At 70.7% G+C, this 16,535-nt stretch carries 16 protein-coding genes; 4 read left to right on the top strand and 12 right to left on the bottom strand.

Going from position 1 to position 16,535, the window contains the following annotated elements; genetic code table 11:
• Positions 1-34: 34 nt before the first annotated feature.
• From cysS to AB0D18_RS26430, 9 genes are all read right to left on the bottom strand, one after another.
• The gene (gene cysS / locus AB0D18_RS26470; RefSeq protein ID WP_362423389.1) at positions 35-1,435 is read right to left on the bottom strand and encodes a cysteine--tRNA ligase; all 1,401 of its coding nucleotides are present in this window, start codon (positions 1,433-1,435) and stop codon (positions 35-37) included.
• 77 nt (positions 1,436-1,512) lie between these two features.
• Complete coding sequence (locus AB0D18_RS26465) at positions 1,513-1,917, bottom strand: PPOX class F420-dependent oxidoreductase (protein ID WP_362423386.1); 405 nt, start codon at positions 1,915-1,917, stop codon at positions 1,513-1,515.
• Between the two features lie 47 nt (positions 1,918-1,964).
• On the bottom strand, positions 1,965-3,167 hold the full coding sequence (locus AB0D18_RS26460) for an MFS transporter (protein ID WP_362423594.1): 1,203 nt from the start codon (positions 3,165-3,167) through the stop codon (positions 1,965-1,967).
• Between the two features lie 95 nt (positions 3,168-3,262).
• On the bottom strand, positions 3,263-5,086 hold the full coding sequence (locus tag AB0D18_RS26455) for an ABC transporter permease subunit (protein ID WP_362423591.1): 1,824 nt from the start codon (positions 5,084-5,086) through the stop codon (positions 3,263-3,265).
• A 47-nt stretch (positions 5,087-5,133) separates the two neighbouring features.
• Positions 5,134-6,648 (bottom strand): ABC transporter substrate-binding protein, encoded by a 1,515-nt coding sequence (locus AB0D18_RS26450; protein WP_362423383.1) that lies wholly within the window; start codon positions 6,646-6,648, stop codon positions 5,134-5,136.
• Between the two features lie 26 nt (positions 6,649-6,674).
• Entirely contained in the window at positions 6,675-7,220 is a 546-nt protein-coding gene (locus AB0D18_RS26445; protein ID WP_362423588.1) for a GNAT family N-acetyltransferase, read from the bottom strand.
• Between the two features lie 252 nt (positions 7,221-7,472).
• Entirely contained in the window at positions 7,473-7,973 is a 501-nt protein-coding gene (ispF, locus tag AB0D18_RS26440) for a 2-C-methyl-D-erythritol 2,4-cyclodiphosphate synthase (protein WP_362423380.1), read from the bottom strand.
• Positions 7,963-8,733, bottom strand: coding sequence for a 2-C-methyl-D-erythritol 4-phosphate cytidylyltransferase (gene ispD, locus AB0D18_RS26435; protein WP_362423377.1), 771 nt, complete (start codon positions 8,731-8,733; stop codon positions 7,963-7,965). Before ispD ends, ispF begins: the two co-directional genes overlap by 11 nt.
• A gap of 273 nt (positions 8,734-9,006) precedes the next feature.
• Positions 9,007-9,489, bottom strand: a complete 483-nt coding sequence (locus AB0D18_RS26430; RefSeq protein WP_003953493.1) for a CarD family transcriptional regulator — start codon at positions 9,487-9,489, stop codon at positions 9,007-9,009.
• A 798-nt stretch (positions 9,490-10,287) separates the two neighbouring features.
• On the opposite strand from AB0D18_RS26430, the gene AB0D18_RS26425 reads away from it, so the two are divergent.
• Entirely contained in the window at positions 10,288-10,992 is a 705-nt protein-coding gene (locus AB0D18_RS26425; protein WP_362423374.1) for a DUF461 domain-containing protein, read from the top strand.
• A gap of 68 nt (positions 10,993-11,060) precedes the next feature.
• Here AB0D18_RS26425 and AB0D18_RS26420 read toward each other — a convergent pair whose 3' ends face one another.
• A complete protein-coding gene (locus tag AB0D18_RS26420) occupies positions 11,061-11,741 on the bottom strand; it encodes a response regulator transcription factor (RefSeq protein WP_362423372.1) in 681 nt (226 codons plus the stop codon).
• Positions 11,738-13,072, bottom strand: a complete 1,335-nt coding sequence (locus tag AB0D18_RS26415; RefSeq protein ID WP_362423367.1) for an ATP-binding protein — start codon at positions 13,070-13,072, stop codon at positions 11,738-11,740. The genes AB0D18_RS26420 and AB0D18_RS26415 overlap by 4 nt, the downstream gene beginning before the upstream one ends.
• 227 nt (positions 13,073-13,299) lie before the next feature.
• Here AB0D18_RS26415 and phoU point away from each other — a divergent pair, with 227 nt between their 5' ends.
• The gene (gene phoU, locus AB0D18_RS26410; protein ID WP_362423364.1) at positions 13,300-13,980 is read left to right on the top strand and encodes a phosphate signaling complex protein PhoU; all 681 of its coding nucleotides are present in this window, start codon (positions 13,300-13,302) and stop codon (positions 13,978-13,980) included.
• Positions 13,981-14,111: 131 nt separating this feature from the next.
• Positions 14,112-14,246 carry a hypothetical protein gene (locus AB0D18_RS26405; protein WP_362423361.1) on the top strand — a complete coding sequence of 45 codons (135 nt, stop codon included), beginning with the start codon at positions 14,112-14,114 and terminating at the stop codon, positions 14,244-14,246.
• 74 nt (positions 14,247-14,320) lie between these two features.
• Here the strand turns inward: AB0D18_RS26405 and AB0D18_RS26400 are convergent, their stop codons facing one another.
• On the bottom strand, positions 14,321-15,082 hold the full coding sequence (locus AB0D18_RS26400) for a phosphoglyceromutase (RefSeq protein ID WP_362423358.1): 762 nt from the start codon (positions 15,080-15,082) through the stop codon (positions 14,321-14,323).
• Positions 15,083-15,246: 164 nt separating this feature from the next.
• Here AB0D18_RS26400 and AB0D18_RS26395 point away from each other — a divergent pair, with 164 nt between their 5' ends.
• A complete protein-coding gene (locus AB0D18_RS26395; protein WP_362423354.1) occupies positions 15,247-16,527 on the top strand; it encodes an MFS transporter in 1,281 nt (426 codons plus the stop codon).
• The last annotated feature ends 8 nt before the right edge of the window (positions 16,528-16,535 follow it).

Raw genomic sequence — 16,535 nt, 5'->3', positions numbered from 1 at the left:
TCGGAAGGCCCTGTGCAGGCCTCATGCGAAGCCCCTACCGGGGCCCGAGCGTCCACCTCGGTCCGGACGGGCTGTCCTCGATGACCAGTCCGGACTGCTGGAGCTGGTCGCGGATGGCGTCGGCCGCCGCCCAGTCCTTGCGCTCGCGCGCGGACTGACGCTGGTCGAGCACGAGCCGTACGAGCGTGTCGACGACCCCGTGCAGATCCTCGCCCCGGTCGGACTCGCCCGCCCAGTGTGCGTCGAGCGGGTCGAGACCCAGTACGCCGAGCATGGCACGGACCTCGGCCAGGCGCGCAATCGCCGCTTCCTTGTCGTCGGCGGCGAGGGCGGAATTCCCCTGGCGGACGGTGGTGTGGATGATCGCGAGGGCCTGCGGGACACCGAGGTCGTCGTCCATGGCCTCGGCGAATGCGGGCGGGACCTCGGCGGCGGGCTCGACGGCGCCCCCGGCCTTCTCGACCACGCGCTGGATGAAGCCCTCGATGCGGGCGAAGGCGGACTCCGCCTCGCGCAGGGCCTCCTCGCTGTACTCGATGGCGGAGCGGTAGTGCGGCGTACCGAGGTAGTAGCGCAGCACGATCGGCCGCCATGCCTTGACCATCTCGCTGACGAGCACCGAGTTCCCGAGGGACTTCGACATCTTCTCGTTGGCCATGGTGACCCAGTGGTTGTGCACCCAGAAGTTGGCGAAGTCGTCGCCGAACGCCTTGGCCTGGGCGATCTCGTTCTCGTGGTGCGGGAAGATCAGGTCGATCCCGCCGCCGTGGATGTCGAAGGCCTTGCCCAGGTACTTGTGCGCCATCGCCGAGCACTCCAGGTGCCAGCCAGGACGGCCGCGGCCCCACGGGGACTCCCAGCTGGGCTCGCCCGGCTTGACGGCCTTCCACATGGCGAAGTCGCGGGGATCGCGCTTGCCGGTGATGCCGTCCTCGGGGGGCTGGCGGAGACCGTCCAGCTCCTGGTTGGAGAGCTCCAGATAGCCGTCGTACGAGCGGACGTCGAAGTAGACGCTGCCGTCCGCCTCGTACGCGTGACCGCGCTCGATGAGGCCCTGCATCATCTCGACCATCTCGGTGATGTGGCCGGTGGCGCGGGGCTCGTAGGTGGGCGGGAGGCAACCGAGCGCGGTGTAGCCGTCGTTGAAGGCACGCTCGTTCTCGTACCCGATGGACCACCACGGGCGGTCCTGCTCCGCCGACTTCGCAATGATCTTGTCGTCGATGTCGGTGACGTTGCGGATGAAGGTCACGTCGTAGCCGCGGTAGGTGAACCACCGCTGCATGATGTCGAAGTTGAGTCCCGACCGGATGTGCCCGATGTGCGGTGCCGCCTGCACGGTAGCGCCGCACAGGTAGATCGAGACACAGCCCTGCGCGAGCGGGATGAAGTCACGCGTCTGCCGGGCGCTGGTGTCGTACAGGCGAATAGTCACGACACAAGGGTACTGAGTGTTTGGCGTGGCGCGGGCCCGTACCCCACACCGCTTCAGGAGGGGTACGGGCCCTGCGCTCAGATGTTGCCGACGACCTTGCGGGCCCTGACGCGGACCACGAGACGCGGGCCGTCGTCCACCGATGACGGGTTGAACTCGGCGTACTTCTTGCCCGTGTACTTCACGGACAGCTCGTCGATGAGCTCCTGGCCGCCCTCCCTCGTCATCTCGACGCTGCCGCGGATCTCGGCGTACGTATAAGGGGCGTCGGCGGGCTGGACGAGGACGGTGACGCGGGGGTCGCGGCTCAGGTTCTTCTCCTTCCGCCGACCGACGGTGGTGGAGAACAGCACGTCGTCGCCGTCGCGCTTCACCCAGACCGGGGAAACCTGGGGGCTGCCGTCGGGCTGGATCGTGGCCACGTTGATGAAGACGGGGCCGTCGAGGAGTTCCTTGAGCTTGTCGCTGAGTGCGGCGGTCACGGGGGCCGGTCCTTCCGGGGGTACGCAGGAATGGGTGGTTACTACGTCTACCCCGCCATCCGCCCGCCAAGGCGCAAGCAACGCGCGAGAAGTGCCCCGGCGAGGGGCACCGCGGCGAGAACACTCCACAGGAGTACGCCCCCGGAGGCGAGCAGTGTCCCGGTCGCGGAGCTTGCGATCAGTACGACGAGACCGGCCACGGACGACAGCGCGCCCATAGCAAGGCCCAAGAGCCGGTCGTCGACGAGGTCGGGGACGAGGGCGCGGGCGGCGGGCACGAGCAGCATCTGCCCGAGGGTGATCGCGGCGACGAGGAACGCCCCCGGCAGGAGCCCGACGGCCCCCTCCAGCCGGAGCGGCGCCGAGACGGCCACCCCCACGAACCCCAGGGCCACCACCAGCAACCCGCTCACCAGTGCCGTCCGCAGCCCGAGGCGGCGCCCCGCCCACCGGGTGACGGGCAGCTGCACGCACACCACCAGCAGCGACGACAGCGCGAACAGCCACCCGAGCGCGGCCTGCGACCCGGTCGCCCGCTCGACCTCGGCGGGCAGCGACAGATAGAGCTGGTTGTAGGCCACCGGATAGCAGCTGTAGGCGAGGCAGAGCACGACGAACCCCGGACTGCGCACGAGGGCCCGCACGCCCCCGCGCCGGTGTGCGCGCGCGTGCGCGGCCTTCCGTACGGGCATCAGCCGCCAGTGCCCTGCCAGTACGGCCACGAAGACGCCGGCCCCCGCGAGAGCGGCCGCGCGGAACCCGCTGAACAGCAGCAACGACCCGAGCAGGGGCCCGACGAAGGCTCCCGCCTGCCCGGCCGCCGAGAACACCGCCAGCACCTGCGCCCGGGGCGTTCCGCTCGCCGCCTCGTACCGCACGGCCTCGCGGGCGGTCTCCGACTCGACGGCGGGCGAGAAGAGCGCGGCGGCGAAGCCGATGAGCAGCACCGCCCCGACGACGGTGCCCGTGGACCCGGCGAACGCCAGCCACACGAACCCCGCGATCCGCAGCACACACCCCACCAGCACCACGGGCCTCGGCCCGAAGCGGTCGGTCAGCGCACCGCCCACCATGAACAGCCCCTGCTGACTGAACGTCCGCAGTCCCAGCACCAGCCCGACGGCCCAACCGGCCATGCCGAGGGTCCCGCCGAGGTGCTGGGCGAGGTAGGGCAGGACGGCGTAAAAGCCGACGTTGAAGGCGAGCTGGGTGCTGATGAGGAGGCGGAGGTAGGAGGGCAGGGCGCGGATCTCGGCGAGGGCGCGCGGATTCCAGCACCTCCGGCGGGTGAGGAGCGAGGTCCGGGGCGGAGCCCCGGGGGCGGGACCGCTCTCCGGCCCGCCGCTCACGCCCGTACCTTTTCCAGCGCGGGCTCGGCGAACTTGTCCACAGGTGTGGATATCTCTGTAGGTGTGGATATCTCTGCCTCTGCCTGACCCCGCCGCCGCACAGGCTGCCCCGTCCCCCCGACCGCCCCCCACAGCACCGCCAGGACTCCCAGCAGCACCAACGCCCCCGCCGGTGCCAGCACCGACCAGGGGGCACGCTCCGCGTACGGCATGTTCTCCGCCAGCATGCGGCCCCACTCGGGGGCCGGCGGGGCCGCGCCCAGGCCCAGGAAGCCCAGCGAGGCCAGGGCGAGCGCGATCGCCGGAATGCGCAGCACCGCGTGCCGCAGGACCGGCGGGAGCACCCCAGGCAGCACGTGCCGCCGCAGCACCCAGGCCCGGCCCGCGCCCAGCGACTCCGCCACCGCGACGTGCGGAGCCGCACGTTCCAGGACGTACAGCGCCCGGGTGTGCGCGGCGAGCGGAGCCCAGGCCACCACCGCGACGGCCAGCGCCGATGCCCCCGCGCCGGGTCCGGCGATCCCCGCCACGACCAGTCCGGTGACGATCGCGGGCAGTGCGTTGACCATCTCGGTGAAGCCGTCCGCACCGGCGCGGGCGGGCAGCATTCCCACCAGCACGCCCACCACCAGCGTCACCACTGTCACCGCCAGTGCTGCCAGTACCGTCCGCCCCGCCCCGTGCCCGAGACGGGCCAGCGTGTCGCGGCCCAGCGAGTCCGTTCCGAGCGGATGCGCACCGGTGGGGCCCGACAGTCTGGCCGCCACATCGATCCCGTACGGATCCCGCAGCAGCCCCGCCACCACGGTCCCCACGAACACCACCGTCAGCAGCACGGCCGCCCACCGCACCGCCCGCCCGGCGTCCAGCCGCGGCCTGACCAGCGCGGGCAGCGCGCCGTCGCGCACCGCGGGCCCCACCAGCACCCGCCCGATCCCCCGTACCGCGAGCCCCGCCAGCACTCCCACCACCAGCAGCACCAGTACCGACGCCTGAAGCACCGGCAGGTCCTGGGCGAGCGCGGCGCCTAGGGCGGTCCCGCCGAGACCCGGAATCGCGAAGAGCGTCTCGACCGCGACCGCCCCGCCGGTCAGCCCGACCACCACGAATCCGAACTGCGGCAGCACCCCCGGCAGCGACCGCCGCAGCGCGTGCCGCGCCACACGCCGCCCAGGGATCCCACCCGCCACGGCGGCCTTCGCCCAAGGTTCCGCGAAGGCGGCCGGGAGCGCGTCGTCGACCAGCCGGCCGAGCAGTGCCCCGGCCGGAACTCCCATGGCCACAGCGGGCAGTACGACGTCCCCGAAGGTCCCCCAGCCGACGGCCGGGAACCACCGCAGCTGCACGGCGAAGACCGTCGCCAGCACCGCCGCGATCAGGAACTCCGGCAGCGCGGCCGGCACCGCGCCGACCACACCCGCCCGCGTACGTACGATTCTCCGCCGCGCCCCGAGCCGCAGCGTCCGCAGACACAGCAGCCCGGCCAGCACCACGGCCACCAGCAGTGAGCAGCCCATCAGCGTCAGCGAGACCCCGAGCGCGGCGCTCACGTCGGGACCGACGGGCGCGCCCGACACCCACGACGTGCCGAAGTCCCCGTGCGGCAGAGCGCCGAGCCAGCCGCCGAGCACGTGCGAGGGACCGCCGTCGAGCCCGGTCTCGGCGCGGATCGCGGCGAGCGTCTCGGGCGTCGGAGGCCGGTCGGCGTAGCGCGCGTGGAGGATCGTCAGCGCGGGATCGTTGCTGGTCAGCCAGGGCAGCAGCCCGATGACCAGCACCACCGCGAGAAGGGCGACCCCCCTCCCCAGCAATCCCCGCAGCCCCCGCAATTCCTGCAATCCCTGCAATCCCTGCAATCCCTGCAGCCTCATCCGATACGAGTGTCGGCGGTGACCAGCGTCCGCTCCATCGGGTCGAGCGCGACGCCTTCGACGCCCTCGCCGACCCCCTGCACGAACCGCTCGTGCACCAGCGGAACCACTGCGTCCGTACCCAGTACGGCCGCCTCGGCCCGCATCTCGGCCGCCTGCCTGGCCGGGGTGTCCACGGCGGCGACGGTCTTCGCGACCGCCTCGTCGACCTTCTTGTCGCAGAGCTGCGAGATGTTGAATGACCCGGCGCAGGTGAAGTCACTGCCCAGGTACGAGGACGGATCCCCGGTGTCCAGGAGGGTGTTGCGCGGCAGGACGAACGCGTCGAACTTCCCGCCCAGCGCGTCCGCCTCCATCTGCGCGTAGTCCCGTACGTCCTGCCGGACCTTGAACCCGGCCTTCTCCAGCTGCTGTTGGACGGCGGTGGCGACCTCGGGCAGTTCGGGCCGGTTGGTGTACGTGGCGAGGACGATCTCCCCGGCCTGCGCGGCCTTGTCCTCGGTAGCGGCGGCGACCCGGCCCTCGACAGGCACGCGCTGCTTGGCGGCCCACGCGACGCCGGGCCCGAAGAGGCCCTGCGCGGTGTCGGCCCGGCCCTCGTACACGCCCTCGGCCAGCGCCTTGCTGTCGATGGCGGTACGTACGGAGGCCCGCAGTCCGGCGTCCGCGAAGGGGCCCTTCTCGGTGTTCAGGTAAAGGCTGTTGGTCCGCGCGGTCGGCACCTCGCGGGCCTGGCCCTCCTCCAGGAGGGAGGCCTGCGAGACCGGGATGTACTCGGCGATGTCGATCTGTCCGGCGCGCAGCGCGTTCGCCCGCGCCTTGCCGTCGGCGACGAACTTCACGTCGGCTCCGGGTGCCTTGGCCTTCGTGCCCCAGTAGGAATCGTTCCTGGTCAGCGTGGCGCTGACGGCTCCGTTGACCTTGCTGAGGGTGTACGGGCCGGTGGCGTGCCCAGCGGGGTTCACCTTGCCGCCCGGGTAGGCGCCCGCCGACAGGATCGCCAGCGAGGGATTGGCCAGTCGCTGGGGCAGCAGCGGGTCGGCCTTCTTCGTCGTGACGCGTACGCGCTGCGCGCCTTCGGCCTTGGCGTCGATGTCGGTGTCGCTGAGGACACGCGGCTTGGGCGAGGCCTTCTCGGCGGCGGCCAGTGAGCGGACGACGGACTCGGCGTCGACCGGCTTGCCGTCCTGGAAGACGGCCTTGCGGAGGGTGAACGTCCAGGCCTTGTCGCCGTCGGGCTTCCACTCGGTGGCGAGCGCGGGGAGGGCCTCGCCGTTCTTGCCGAGCGCGGTCAGGCCCTCGACGACCGCGAGCCGACTGAGGATCACCGCGTCGTCGCCGAACGGGGACATGGCCTGCGTGGGCGGGAAGGCGAGCGCGACGCGCAGCCGGCCGCCTTCGCCCGAGCCCGACGCGCTGCCGGAACCACCGCCTCCGCAGGCCGTGACGGTCAGGGCGAGCGTGGCGGCTGTCGCTGCGAGGGGCAGCGCACGACGACGTATGAAGGACATGGCAGGACTCTACCTGAAAATGATTGTCAGATTACATAGTCCTGGTGCGCGGCCTTCTGTGCGAGCGGCAGCTCGAAGTGGACGATGCCCTGCCCCCCGCCGGGCAGCTTCCGCTCGTCGCAGACCTCGGTCGCGAGCGAGCGCCAGAACGGCTCGGCGCCCGGTACGGCCGGATCGGTGTGCAGATAGACCGACTCGTACCCGCCGGCCTCCATGACGAAGTCGCGCAGTTCCCGCACGAGCGCGCGGGCAAGCCCGTGCCGCCGGTGCTTTGGGCGTACGTAGATCCGGCAGAGCTGGGCGGTGGTCCCGGACGGGAAGCGCGCGGCGACCCACTCGGGGTTCGGCGGCGACTGGGGTCCCTGGTCGCGGACCGCGCCGGTGGCGACGATCTCGCCGTCCTTCTCGACGACGAGGAGAGTGCGCCGCACGGGGCGCAGATACGTTCCGTCGAGGTCGATGATGTCCGCGTGCCAGCGCGGTACGTAACCGGACTTCAGGTCGCGGTAGACGGTGTCGAGCATGACGGCCCGCGCCCCGCCGATGTCTTCGGCAGTCGCGGTCCGCAGCACGTAATCGGCGGGTGCGGGTGCTTGGCCGTCCGGTGCGGGTACGTGCGCCCGGCCGTCCGTCCGAACCGCAGTCGTCACAGTCACCGGTCGCCTCCACTCGTGCCACAGCTTTGCGGCACCAGCGTACGTGCAAACGATATGCAATAAGAGGACGGCCGGGGCAGGCCCGGATCGACGGACCTGGCTCGGGGCAGGCCCGGATCGTACGGATCGGGCTCGGGTCAGGCCCGGATCATATGGACCGGGCTCGGGTCAGGCCCGGTAGACCAGAGCGGTGGCGATCGCCGCGAGCCCCTCGGCCCGCCCGGTGAGGCCCAGTCCGTCGCTCGTCGTCCCGGACACCGACACCGGCGCCCCGACGGCCGCGCTCAGCACCTTCTGCGCCTCTTCGCGCCGCTTGCCGACCTTTGGGCGTACGCCGACGACCTGCACCGCCACGTTCCCGATCTCGAAGCCCTCGGCCCGTACGATCCGGGCCGCCTCGGTCAGCAGCGTCACCCCGGACGCCCCGGCCCACTGGGGCCGCCCCGTCCCGAAGTGCGCGCCGAGGTCGCCGACCCCGGCCGCCGAGAACAGCGCGTCGCAGGCCGCATGGGCGACGACGTCGGCGTCCGAGTGCCCGGCGAGCCCGAACTCCTCGTTCTCCCAGTGCAGCCCGGCGCACCACAGCTCGCGCCCGCGCTCGAAGGCGTGGATGTCGGTCCCGATCCCGACCAGCGGAATGACAGGGGCAGGGGTCTTCTCAGAAGCCATCGTTGGCCCTCCTCCGTGCGAGTACCGCCTCGGCCAGCACCAGGTCCAGCGGCCTGGTCACCTTGAACGCCTCTTCGTGCCCCGGCACCACCACGACCGGCTCCCCCATCCGCTCGACCATGCCCGCACAGTCCGTCGCACCCTCGCCCGTCGCCGCTACGGATCCGTGCGCGCGCACCAGCGTGGCTCGGTCGAAGCCCTGCGGTGTCTGCACGGCCCGCAGCAGCGCCCGCTCGGGCGTCGCCACGACCGGCTCGGGGCTCCCGTCGGACCGCGGCTCGACCTGCTTGACGGTGTCGGCGAGCGGCAGCGCGGGTACGACCGCGGGCGCTCCGCCCCGTACCGCTTCGACGACGGCGTCCACGGTGTCCACCGGGACGAGCGGACGTGCCGCGTCGTGCACCAGTACGGCGGTGATGTCGTCCGGCAGTGCGTCGAGGCCGAGCTTCACGGACTCCTGGCGGGTGTCGCCGCCGGGCACGACCAGGAACGCGGTGCGCTCGGGCAGCGCGTGCTCGTACTCGTCGAGGAGGGCCTTGACCTCGCCCGCTCCGTCCGCCGGGGCCACCACGACCACCAGGGAGACGGCCCGCGAGGCGGCCATCGCGCGGACGGCGTGGACCAGCATCGGGGTCCCGTTGAGGGTCCGCAGCGCCTTGGGCGCACCCGGTCCCAGACGTATGCCGCGGCCTGCGGCGGGGATCACCGCGGCGGTGCGGCCGCCGGGCTCGGTGGGTGCAGAGGTCTCTTCGGCTGCCATCGGCTTCTCCGGAGGTTTGTCGACTCGCCCGACATGGGTATGGCCTCAGCTAGCCGAGCGCGGCGCACCTGACCGGACCCTTCCGTGACAGTCGGCCGGGGTGGCGCATCGGCACTGAACGCATCGGCCCTGAAGCACACCGCACGCGGAAATGATCTTCAAAGTTAAAAATGATGCCGCGGTCTCCACCGGCCGACTGCGGACACAGTCGATCGACGGACACCGCGGCATCACAACAAATCAACGCACACACCGGGTTACCGGCATGTGGAGTTACGACGCGAGAACCTCGTCCAGCAGGGCCTCGGCCTTGTCCTCATTGGTGTTCTCCGCGAGGGCCAGCTCGCTCACCAGAATCTGGCGCGCCTTCGCGAGCATGCGCTTCTCGCCGGCGGAGAGACCGCGCTCGCGCTCACGACGCCACAGGTCGCGCACTACCTCGGCGACCTTGATGACATCGCCAGAGGCGAGCTTCTCCAGATTTGCCTTGTAACGACGGGACCAGTTCGTCGGCTCTTCTGCATACGGTGCCCGCAGCACCTCGAAGACCCGGTCAAGCCCGTCCTGCCCAACCACATCGCGAACGCCGACGAACTCCGCATTGTCCGCCGGTACACGAACCGTCAAGTCGCCCTGGGCGACCTTGAGCACCAAGTAGGTCTTGTCCACGCCTTTGATCTGGCGAGTCTCAATGGCCTCGATCAGCGCGGCCCCGTGATGGGGATAGACCACGGTGTCGCCAACCTTGAACGTCATGTGACAGGTACCCCTTCCGTGGCTATCCAGAGTAACACGGAAACCGCTTGTTCTGAATGGCGTTTCCGCAGGTCAGGGCATATCTCGGGGCTTGACAACTGCAACAGGAACGTGCTGCGACAGCCTTCCGGAAGACGGTATTCGCAGGTGGGAGCGGCTCTGCGGGCGAAGAGAAACGCGTACGGTACACACATCACGGAGCCCCGGACAGGGCCGAGAAGTCCCAGTTTGCCGGGTTCCGCAAGGTGAACTTCGTCTACTCCGTTCGGAGATAGCTCACCCGTACGGCGGCAATCGCCGGCAATCGGGAATTGATCACGGGCGCCCGGCGATCCGCCCCGTGATCAATTCCGCGGCGCGCCTCGCATTCCCCGGGCAATATCCCCCGACCGCGCTCGGCCCGAACGTTTCGCGCCATTGAAGGCTGTACGAAATCGCGCCTTCGTACACCTCGGTGATCAGCTCGGGATCGCCGCGGGATCAACTCGGGATCGCCGCGGGATCAGCTCGGGATCGCCGCGGGATCAGCTCGGGATCGCCGCGGAACCGCTTCCGCGTTCACTTCGCGAGCGCTCCCTTGATCGCCCCTGCGACCGCCGGGGGCGCATCGTTGCGCCGACGGCGCATGTGAGCGGGGCACGAGCGGGGGCGGGTCGGGTGCGGAGGCCGGTCGGCGGCTCGGTAACCTAAGCGCGCATTAAGCATGCAGTTCTCGCACCACGCAGTTCTTGCGCGCCGTGCAGTTCTCGCACGCCGTGCAGTCCGCCCGTCCGTTACGTCCTAGGAGTTGCCGCCGCCGTGAGCCGCAGCCTTCGACGCGGCACTCTCGCCGCTACCGCCCTCGCGTTCTCGATCGTCTCGCTCGCCGCCTGCGGTGCAGGCAACGATGCCCAGACGCTGGCCGTCAAGCCCGACAACGCTGCGATCTCCGTCGACAACGGCAAGATCAAGATCCAGAACGCGACAGTGATCACCCAGCCGCGCGAGAAGACCAAGGGCAACGCCGTCGGCGCCGGTCCCGCGGTCGTCGCCGCGACGGTCTTCAACAACGGCGACAAGCCGCAGACCCTCGACGCCGTCAAGCTGGGCGGCAGCAGCGCCGCGGTGAAGCTCACCCCGGCCAAGGGCAGCACCGGAAAGATCACCGTTCCGGCCGGCGGCTCCGTGGTCATCGGCGGCAAGGACAACGCCTCGGCCGTCGTGGCCGACGGCCGCGAGTCCGCCCAGAACGGCAACGCCCAGCCGGTCACCTTCAGCTTCAGCGAGACCGGCAACGTGACGCTGCGCGCGTTCGTCGTCCCGGCCACCGGCTACTTCGAGGGCTTCGGCCCGGAGAAGGTCCCGGCCGCCCCGTCGGGCACGCCGACCGCCCCGGCCGGCACGCCGACGGGCTCCGCCACCGGCACGCCGGGCGGCAGCCAGTCGGGCAGCCCGGCGAAGACCGGCCAGTCGGGCACCCCGGACAAGAACGCGTCCTCGCCCGCGTCCCCCGCGGGTCACTGACGCACCGGATGTGACGAGGCCCCCGCCAGGATCTGGCGGGGGCCTCGTCGTCTGTGCACGGGCAGGGCTTACGGCTCGAACTTGTAGCCCAGGCCGCGCACCGTGACCAGGTAGCGCGGGGCGCCCGGGTCCGGTTCGATCTTCGCGCGCAGGCGCTTGACGTGGACGTCGAGGGTCTTGGTGTCGCCGACGTAGTCCGCGCCCCAGACCCGGTCGATGAGCTGCATACGGGTCAGCACACGGCCCGCGTTGCGCAGCAGCATCTCCAGGAGGTCGAACTCCTTCAGCGGGAGGTCGATCTTGGCGCCGGAGACCGTGACGACGTGGCGGTCCACGTCCATCCGGACCGGGCCCGCCTCCAGGGCCGCCGGAGTGACCTCCTCCGGCTCCCCCCTGCGGCGCAGTACGGCGCGGATGCGGGCGATCAGCTCGCGGGAGGAGAAGGGCTTCGTGACGTAGTCGTCGGCCCCTATCTCCAGCCCGACCACCTTGTCGATCTCACTGTCCTTGGCGGTCACCATGATCACCGGGACGTTGGAGCGGACGCGCAGCTGGCGGCAGACCTCCGTACCGGGCAGGCCGGGCAGCATCAGGTCGAGCAGGACGAGGTCGGCGCCGTTGCGCTCGAACTCGTCGAGGCCGTCGGGGCCGGTGGCCGCGATCGCCACCTCGAAGCCCTCCTTGCGGAGCATGTAGGACAGGGCGTCGCTGAAGGATTCCTCGTCCTCGACGACGAGCACTCGGGTCACGGAAGGACCTCCGGGGCAGGGGTGTTCTCACGGATGGGGGTCTTGGTGGTCTTGTACGTGGTCCGGTACGTGCTGTCGGCTGCCGGGGCTTCGTCTTCGAAGTCCTCGACCGCGTCGACGTCGTCGGGGCCGACGAGGGGGCGGCCGGGGGTGTGTTCCACCCTGGCCTCCCTGACGGAGCCCGCTTCGGGCAGCCGCAGGGTGAAGGTGGAGCCCTGTCCCTCCGAGCTCCAGACGGTGACCTCCCCGCCGTGCGAGGCGGCCACGTGCTTGACGATGGCCAGGCCCAGGCCCGTACCTCCGGTGGCGCGGGAACGGGCCGGGTCGACGCGGTAGAACCGCTCGAAGACCCGCTCGCGGTCGCGCTCGGAGATGCCTATGCCCTGGTCGGTGACGGCTATCTCTATGAGGTCGCCGCCCGGTGCGGAGATCCGGCGGGCGGCGACGCCCACCCGGGTGCGGGCGGAGCTGTAGTTGACGGCGTTCTCGACGAGGTTGCCGAGGGCGGCGGCGAGCTGGCCGCGGTTGCCCCAGACGTGCAGGCCCGAGGTGCCGCCGGCCTGCATGGTGATCTGCTTGGTGGAGGCGGTGTGCCGGCTGCGGTCGATCGCCTCGGCGACCAGCTCGTCCACCCGGACCGGCTCGGAGTCCTCCAAGGGGTCGTCGTTCTGCACCCGGGAGAGGTCGATGAGCTCCTGGACCAGTGAGGTGAGGCGGGTCGCCTCGATCTGCATCCGGCCGGCGAAGCGGGTGACCGCCTCCGGGTCGTCGGAGGCGTCCATGACGGCCTCGGAGAGCAGCGAGAGCGCGCCCACCGGGGTCTTCAGCTCGTGGCTGACGTTGGCGACGAAGTCGCGTCGTACGGCTTCGATACGACGGGCCTCCGTCAGGTCCTCCACCAGGAGCAGTACGAGGCGGGAGCCCAGCGGCGCGACCCGGGCCGACACCGCGAGGGCCTCGCCCCGGCCGGTGCCCCGGCGTGGCAGGTCGAGCTCGACCTGGCGTATCTCGCCGTCCCTCCTGGTGTCGCGAGCCATGTGCATCATCGGCTCGACTGCCAGCTTTCCGCCTCGGACCAGGCCCAGCGCGTACGCCGCCGAGCTGGCCTTCACCACGTTGTCGCTCTCGTCGAGAACGACCGCGGACGAGCGGAGCACGGAGAGGACGGTGTCCACCCCTGGCGGCAGCGTGGCGCTCACCTCGGTCCGCAGTGCGGACCTGGTGGGTCGCTTCTGGTCGCGTTCGCTCCAGCGGAACGCCAGCATGGCGATGATGCCGGTGCAGAGACCGGCCATCGCTGCTGCTGCGGCGACCGCCGCGTTCACGTCCATGTGCACAAGGTTATGCCTGGTCACTGACACAGCCCCAAGCGAATGGGTGTCAGCTCGAACGTTCGTCGCCCAGAGTTCACCGAGGGGACCGCACTGGTTCACTTCGGCGGCCGGAACCGGACGCGTGGCGCACGAATGCTGGGAGCGTGGGGGCCGGAGCCCCGCCAGACCCCGGAATCACCGCTGCACTCCCCTGCAGCCGGCCACACTCAGGAAGTAGGAACCCCATGCGGGACGCGTACCACGAGGAACTCGACTCGATCGGTGAGGACCTGGTCGAGATGGCCCGCCTCGTCGGCTCGGCCATCGGGCGCGCCACCACGGCCATGCTCGATGCCGATCTCAAGCTCGCCGAGAGCGTGATCGCCGCCGACCAGAAGGTCGACGACCTCCAGCACAACCTGGAGGCGCGTGCGATCGCCCTGCTCGCCCGGCAGCAGCCGGTCGCCACCGACCTCCGTATCGTCGTCACCTCTTTGAGGATGAGCGCGGACCTGGAGCGCTCGGGCGACCTCGCCCAGCACGTGGCGAAGCTGGCCCGGCTGCGCTTCCCCGCCAAGGCCGTGCCGAACGACCTGCACGCGACCATCCTGGAGATGGGGCAGCTGGCGCAGCGCCTGATGGCGAAGGCGGCCGAGGTCATCATCACCAAGGACGTCGACCTCGCGCTCCAGCTGGAGCAGGACGACGACGAGATGGACCTGCTGCACCGCACGCTCTTCCAGCACCTGATGGACGACCGCTGGAAGCACGGCATCGAGACCGCCGTCGACGTCACCCTGCTCGGCCGCTACTACGAGCGCTTCGCGGACCACGCGGTGTCGGTCGCCAAGCGGGTCGTCTACCTGGTGACGGGCGAGCACGCGGACGAGATCCAGGCGGCGCAGGACAACTCCGCGCAGGCGTAACGGAGCGACACCTCGCCCGGCGCATCAACTCCCGTGCCTCCACGCGCTGTTGATGCGCCCGCCGGATGGGCATGCAATGGGTGAGGGGCGGCCGTACGGCCGATCCCCCGCCGCGCCTTCGAGGAGGACCCATGGCTCTGCCCACTCCCACCGCCCCCGCGGTGACGGCCCCCACCGGCGGGGCGCTCTCCTGCGGCTGCGGTCCTGGCTGCCAGTGCGGCTGCCAGTCCGGCGGCTCCTGCCAGTGCGGCGGCGGCTGCGGCTGACCGCCTGCCGAACGACGAGGAGGGGCCCGGCCCGCACCGCGCGGACCGGGCCCCTCGTCGTACGGGCGGGTGGGCTACTTCTTCTTGCCCTGGTTCTTGACGGCCTCGATGGCCGCGGCGGCCGCGTCCGGGTCGAGGTACTTGCCGCCCTTGGTGACGGGGCGGAGGTCGGCGTCGAGCTCGTAGTAGAGCGGGATGCCGGTCGGGATGTTCAGGCCGGTGATGTCCTCGTCGGAGATGCCGTCGAGGTGCTTGACCAGGCCGCGGAGGCTGTTGCCGTGGGCGGCGACCAGGACGGTCTTCCCGTCGAGGAGGTCCGGGACGATGCCGTCGTACCAGTACGGCAGCATGCGCTCGACGACGTCCTTGAGGCACTCGGTGCGGGGGCGCAGCTCCGAGGGGATCGTGGCGTAGCGCGGGTCGTCGGACTGCGAGAACTCCGCGCCGTCCGCCAGGACCGGCGGCGGGGTGTCGTACGAGCGACGCCACAGCATGAACTGCTCCTCGCCGAACTCGGCGAGGGTCTGCGCCTTGTCCTTGCCCTGGAGGGCGCCGTAGTGGCGCTCGTTCAGGCGCCAGCTGCGGTGGACCGGGATCCAGTGGCGGTCCGCGGACTCCAGCGCGAGCTGGGCGGTGCGGATGGCGCGCTTCTGGAGCGAGGTGTGCAGTACGTCCGGGACCAGGCCGGCGGCCGTGAGCAGCTCACCGCCGCGCACTGCCTCCTTCTCGCCCTTCTCGGTGAGGTTGACGTCCACCCAGCCGGTGAACAGGTTCTTCGCGTTCCATTCGCTCTCGCCGTGGCGGAGGAGGATCAGCTTGTACGGTGCGTCGGCCATGCGTACGAGCCTAATGGACATTCGGGGTACCCCGCTCAGCCGTCCACGCGCGCACCTGTACGCGCGTGAATTGACGGTCCGCGTCAATTGAGTAGCGACCGGGACGACCGCGTACGTAAGTTGCACCTGTCCAGTGAGCCACTTACGCCCTCGGGGGGCCGCCCATGTCCGCAGCAGGTCTGAGGCGTGTCGTGCGCGAGAGCGTCTCGGGGCTTCCCCGGGAGTTCTGGTGGCTCTGGACGAGCACCTTGGTGAACCGTCTGGGGGCTTTTGTCGCCACTTTCATGGCCCTGTATCTGACGTTGGACCGCGGCTACTCGGCCACGTACGCGGGACTGGTGGCGGCTCTGCACGGGCTCGGCGGTGTCGTCTCCTCGCTCGGTGCGGGTGTGCTGGCGGACCGGCTGGGGCGGCGGCCCACCATGCTGATCGCGCAGACGTCCATGGCGTTCTCCGTCGCGCTCCTCGGCTTTGTGCAGCATCCGGTCGCGATCGCCGCCGTCGCCTTCCTGGTGGGCATGGCGAGCAGCGCGTCGCGGCCGGCCGTGCAGGCGATGATGGCGGACATCGTGAAGCCCGAGGACCGGGTGCGGGCGTTCTCGCTCAACTACTGGGCGATCAACATGGGGTTCGCGGTCTCGTCGGCCGGTGCCGGTTTCCTCGCCGAATACAGCTATCGCGCCGGCTTCCTCATAGAGGCGGCGATGACGCTGGTCTGCGCGGCGGTGGTGTTCCTGAAGCTGCCGGAGTCGCGGCCCGAGCGGACGGTCGCCGAAAAGGCCGCCGAACCGGTGGTCGGGCTCGGGACCGTGCTGCGCGACGGGCGCTTCATGAGCGTGGTGGGTCTTTCGTTCCTGGTGGCGCTGATCTTCCAGCAGGGGTACGTGGCGCTGCCGGTGGCGATGGGCACGGACGGGTTCAGCAGCTCCGACTTCGGTACCGCGATCGCCGTCAACGGCGTGCTGATCGTGGCGCTCCAGATCCCGGTCACCCGGTTCATCGAGCACCGCGACCCGCGCCGGCTGCTGATCGTCTCGTCGCTGCTCGCGGGGTACGGGTTCGGGCTGACCGCCTTCGCCGGATCGCTCGGGGTGTACGCCCTGACCGTGTGCGTGTGGACACTGGCCGAGATCATCAGCTCGCCGGTCCAGACGGGGCTCGTGGTCCGGCTCTCGCCGGTGCACGGGCGCGGCCGCTACCAGGGCATGTACACGATGTCGTGGGCGGTGGCGGCACTGACCGCACCGCTGATGGGCGGCTTCGTGATCGACCGGTTCGGCTCCGCGTGGCTGTGGGGCGTGTGCGCGGTGATCGGGATGGTGGCGGCCGGCGGGTACGGGCTGCTGATGCGGAACCTGCCTCAAGAGGCGGCGCCGGTCGAGCGGGTCTCCGTACCGGAGGAGGGCGCGGTGGCGAAGCCGACGGAGGTCACGCCGGCCGCATAACCGCGTGC

The organism is Streptomyces sp. NPDC048442, assembly GCF_040651475.1.
GTDB lineage: Bacteria > Actinomycetota > Actinomycetes > Streptomycetales > Streptomycetaceae > Streptomyces.
The sequence above is the reverse complement of the archived record's forward strand: the minus strand, read 5'-3'. Positions and strand labels throughout refer to the sequence as shown.

Excerpts from the sequence above, each read along its gene's own strand:
- AB0D18_RS26400 (WP_362423358.1), bottom strand. The coding sequence starts at position 15,082 with ATGGCCGACGCACCGTACAAGCTGATCCTCCTCCGCCACGGCGAGAGC.
- AB0D18_RS26450 (WP_362423383.1), bottom strand. The coding sequence starts at position 6,648 with ATGTCCTTCATACGTCGTCGTGCGCTGCCCCTCGCAGCGACAGCCGCC.
- AB0D18_RS26405 (WP_362423361.1), top strand. The coding sequence starts at position 14,112 with ATGGCTCTGCCCACTCCCACCGCCCCCGCGGTGACGGCCCCCACCGGC.
- AB0D18_RS26430 (WP_003953493.1), bottom strand. The coding sequence starts at position 9,489 with ATGACGTTCAAGGTTGGCGACACCGTGGTCTATCCCCATCACGGGGCC.
- phoU (WP_362423364.1), top strand. The coding sequence starts at position 13,300 with ATGCGGGACGCGTACCACGAGGAACTCGACTCGATCGGTGAGGACCTG.
- AB0D18_RS26415 (WP_362423367.1), bottom strand. The coding sequence starts at position 13,072 with ATGGACGTGAACGCGGCGGTCGCCGCAGCAGCAGCGATGGCCGGTCTC.
- ispF (WP_362423380.1), bottom strand. The coding sequence starts at position 7,973 with ATGGCTTCTGAGAAGACCCCTGCCCCTGTCATTCCGCTGGTCGGGATC.
- AB0D18_RS26395 (WP_362423354.1), top strand. The coding sequence starts at position 15,247 with ATGTCCGCAGCAGGTCTGAGGCGTGTCGTGCGCGAGAGCGTCTCGGGG.
- ispD (WP_362423377.1), bottom strand. The coding sequence starts at position 8,733 with ATGGCAGCCGAAGAGACCTCTGCACCCACCGAGCCCGGCGGCCGCACC.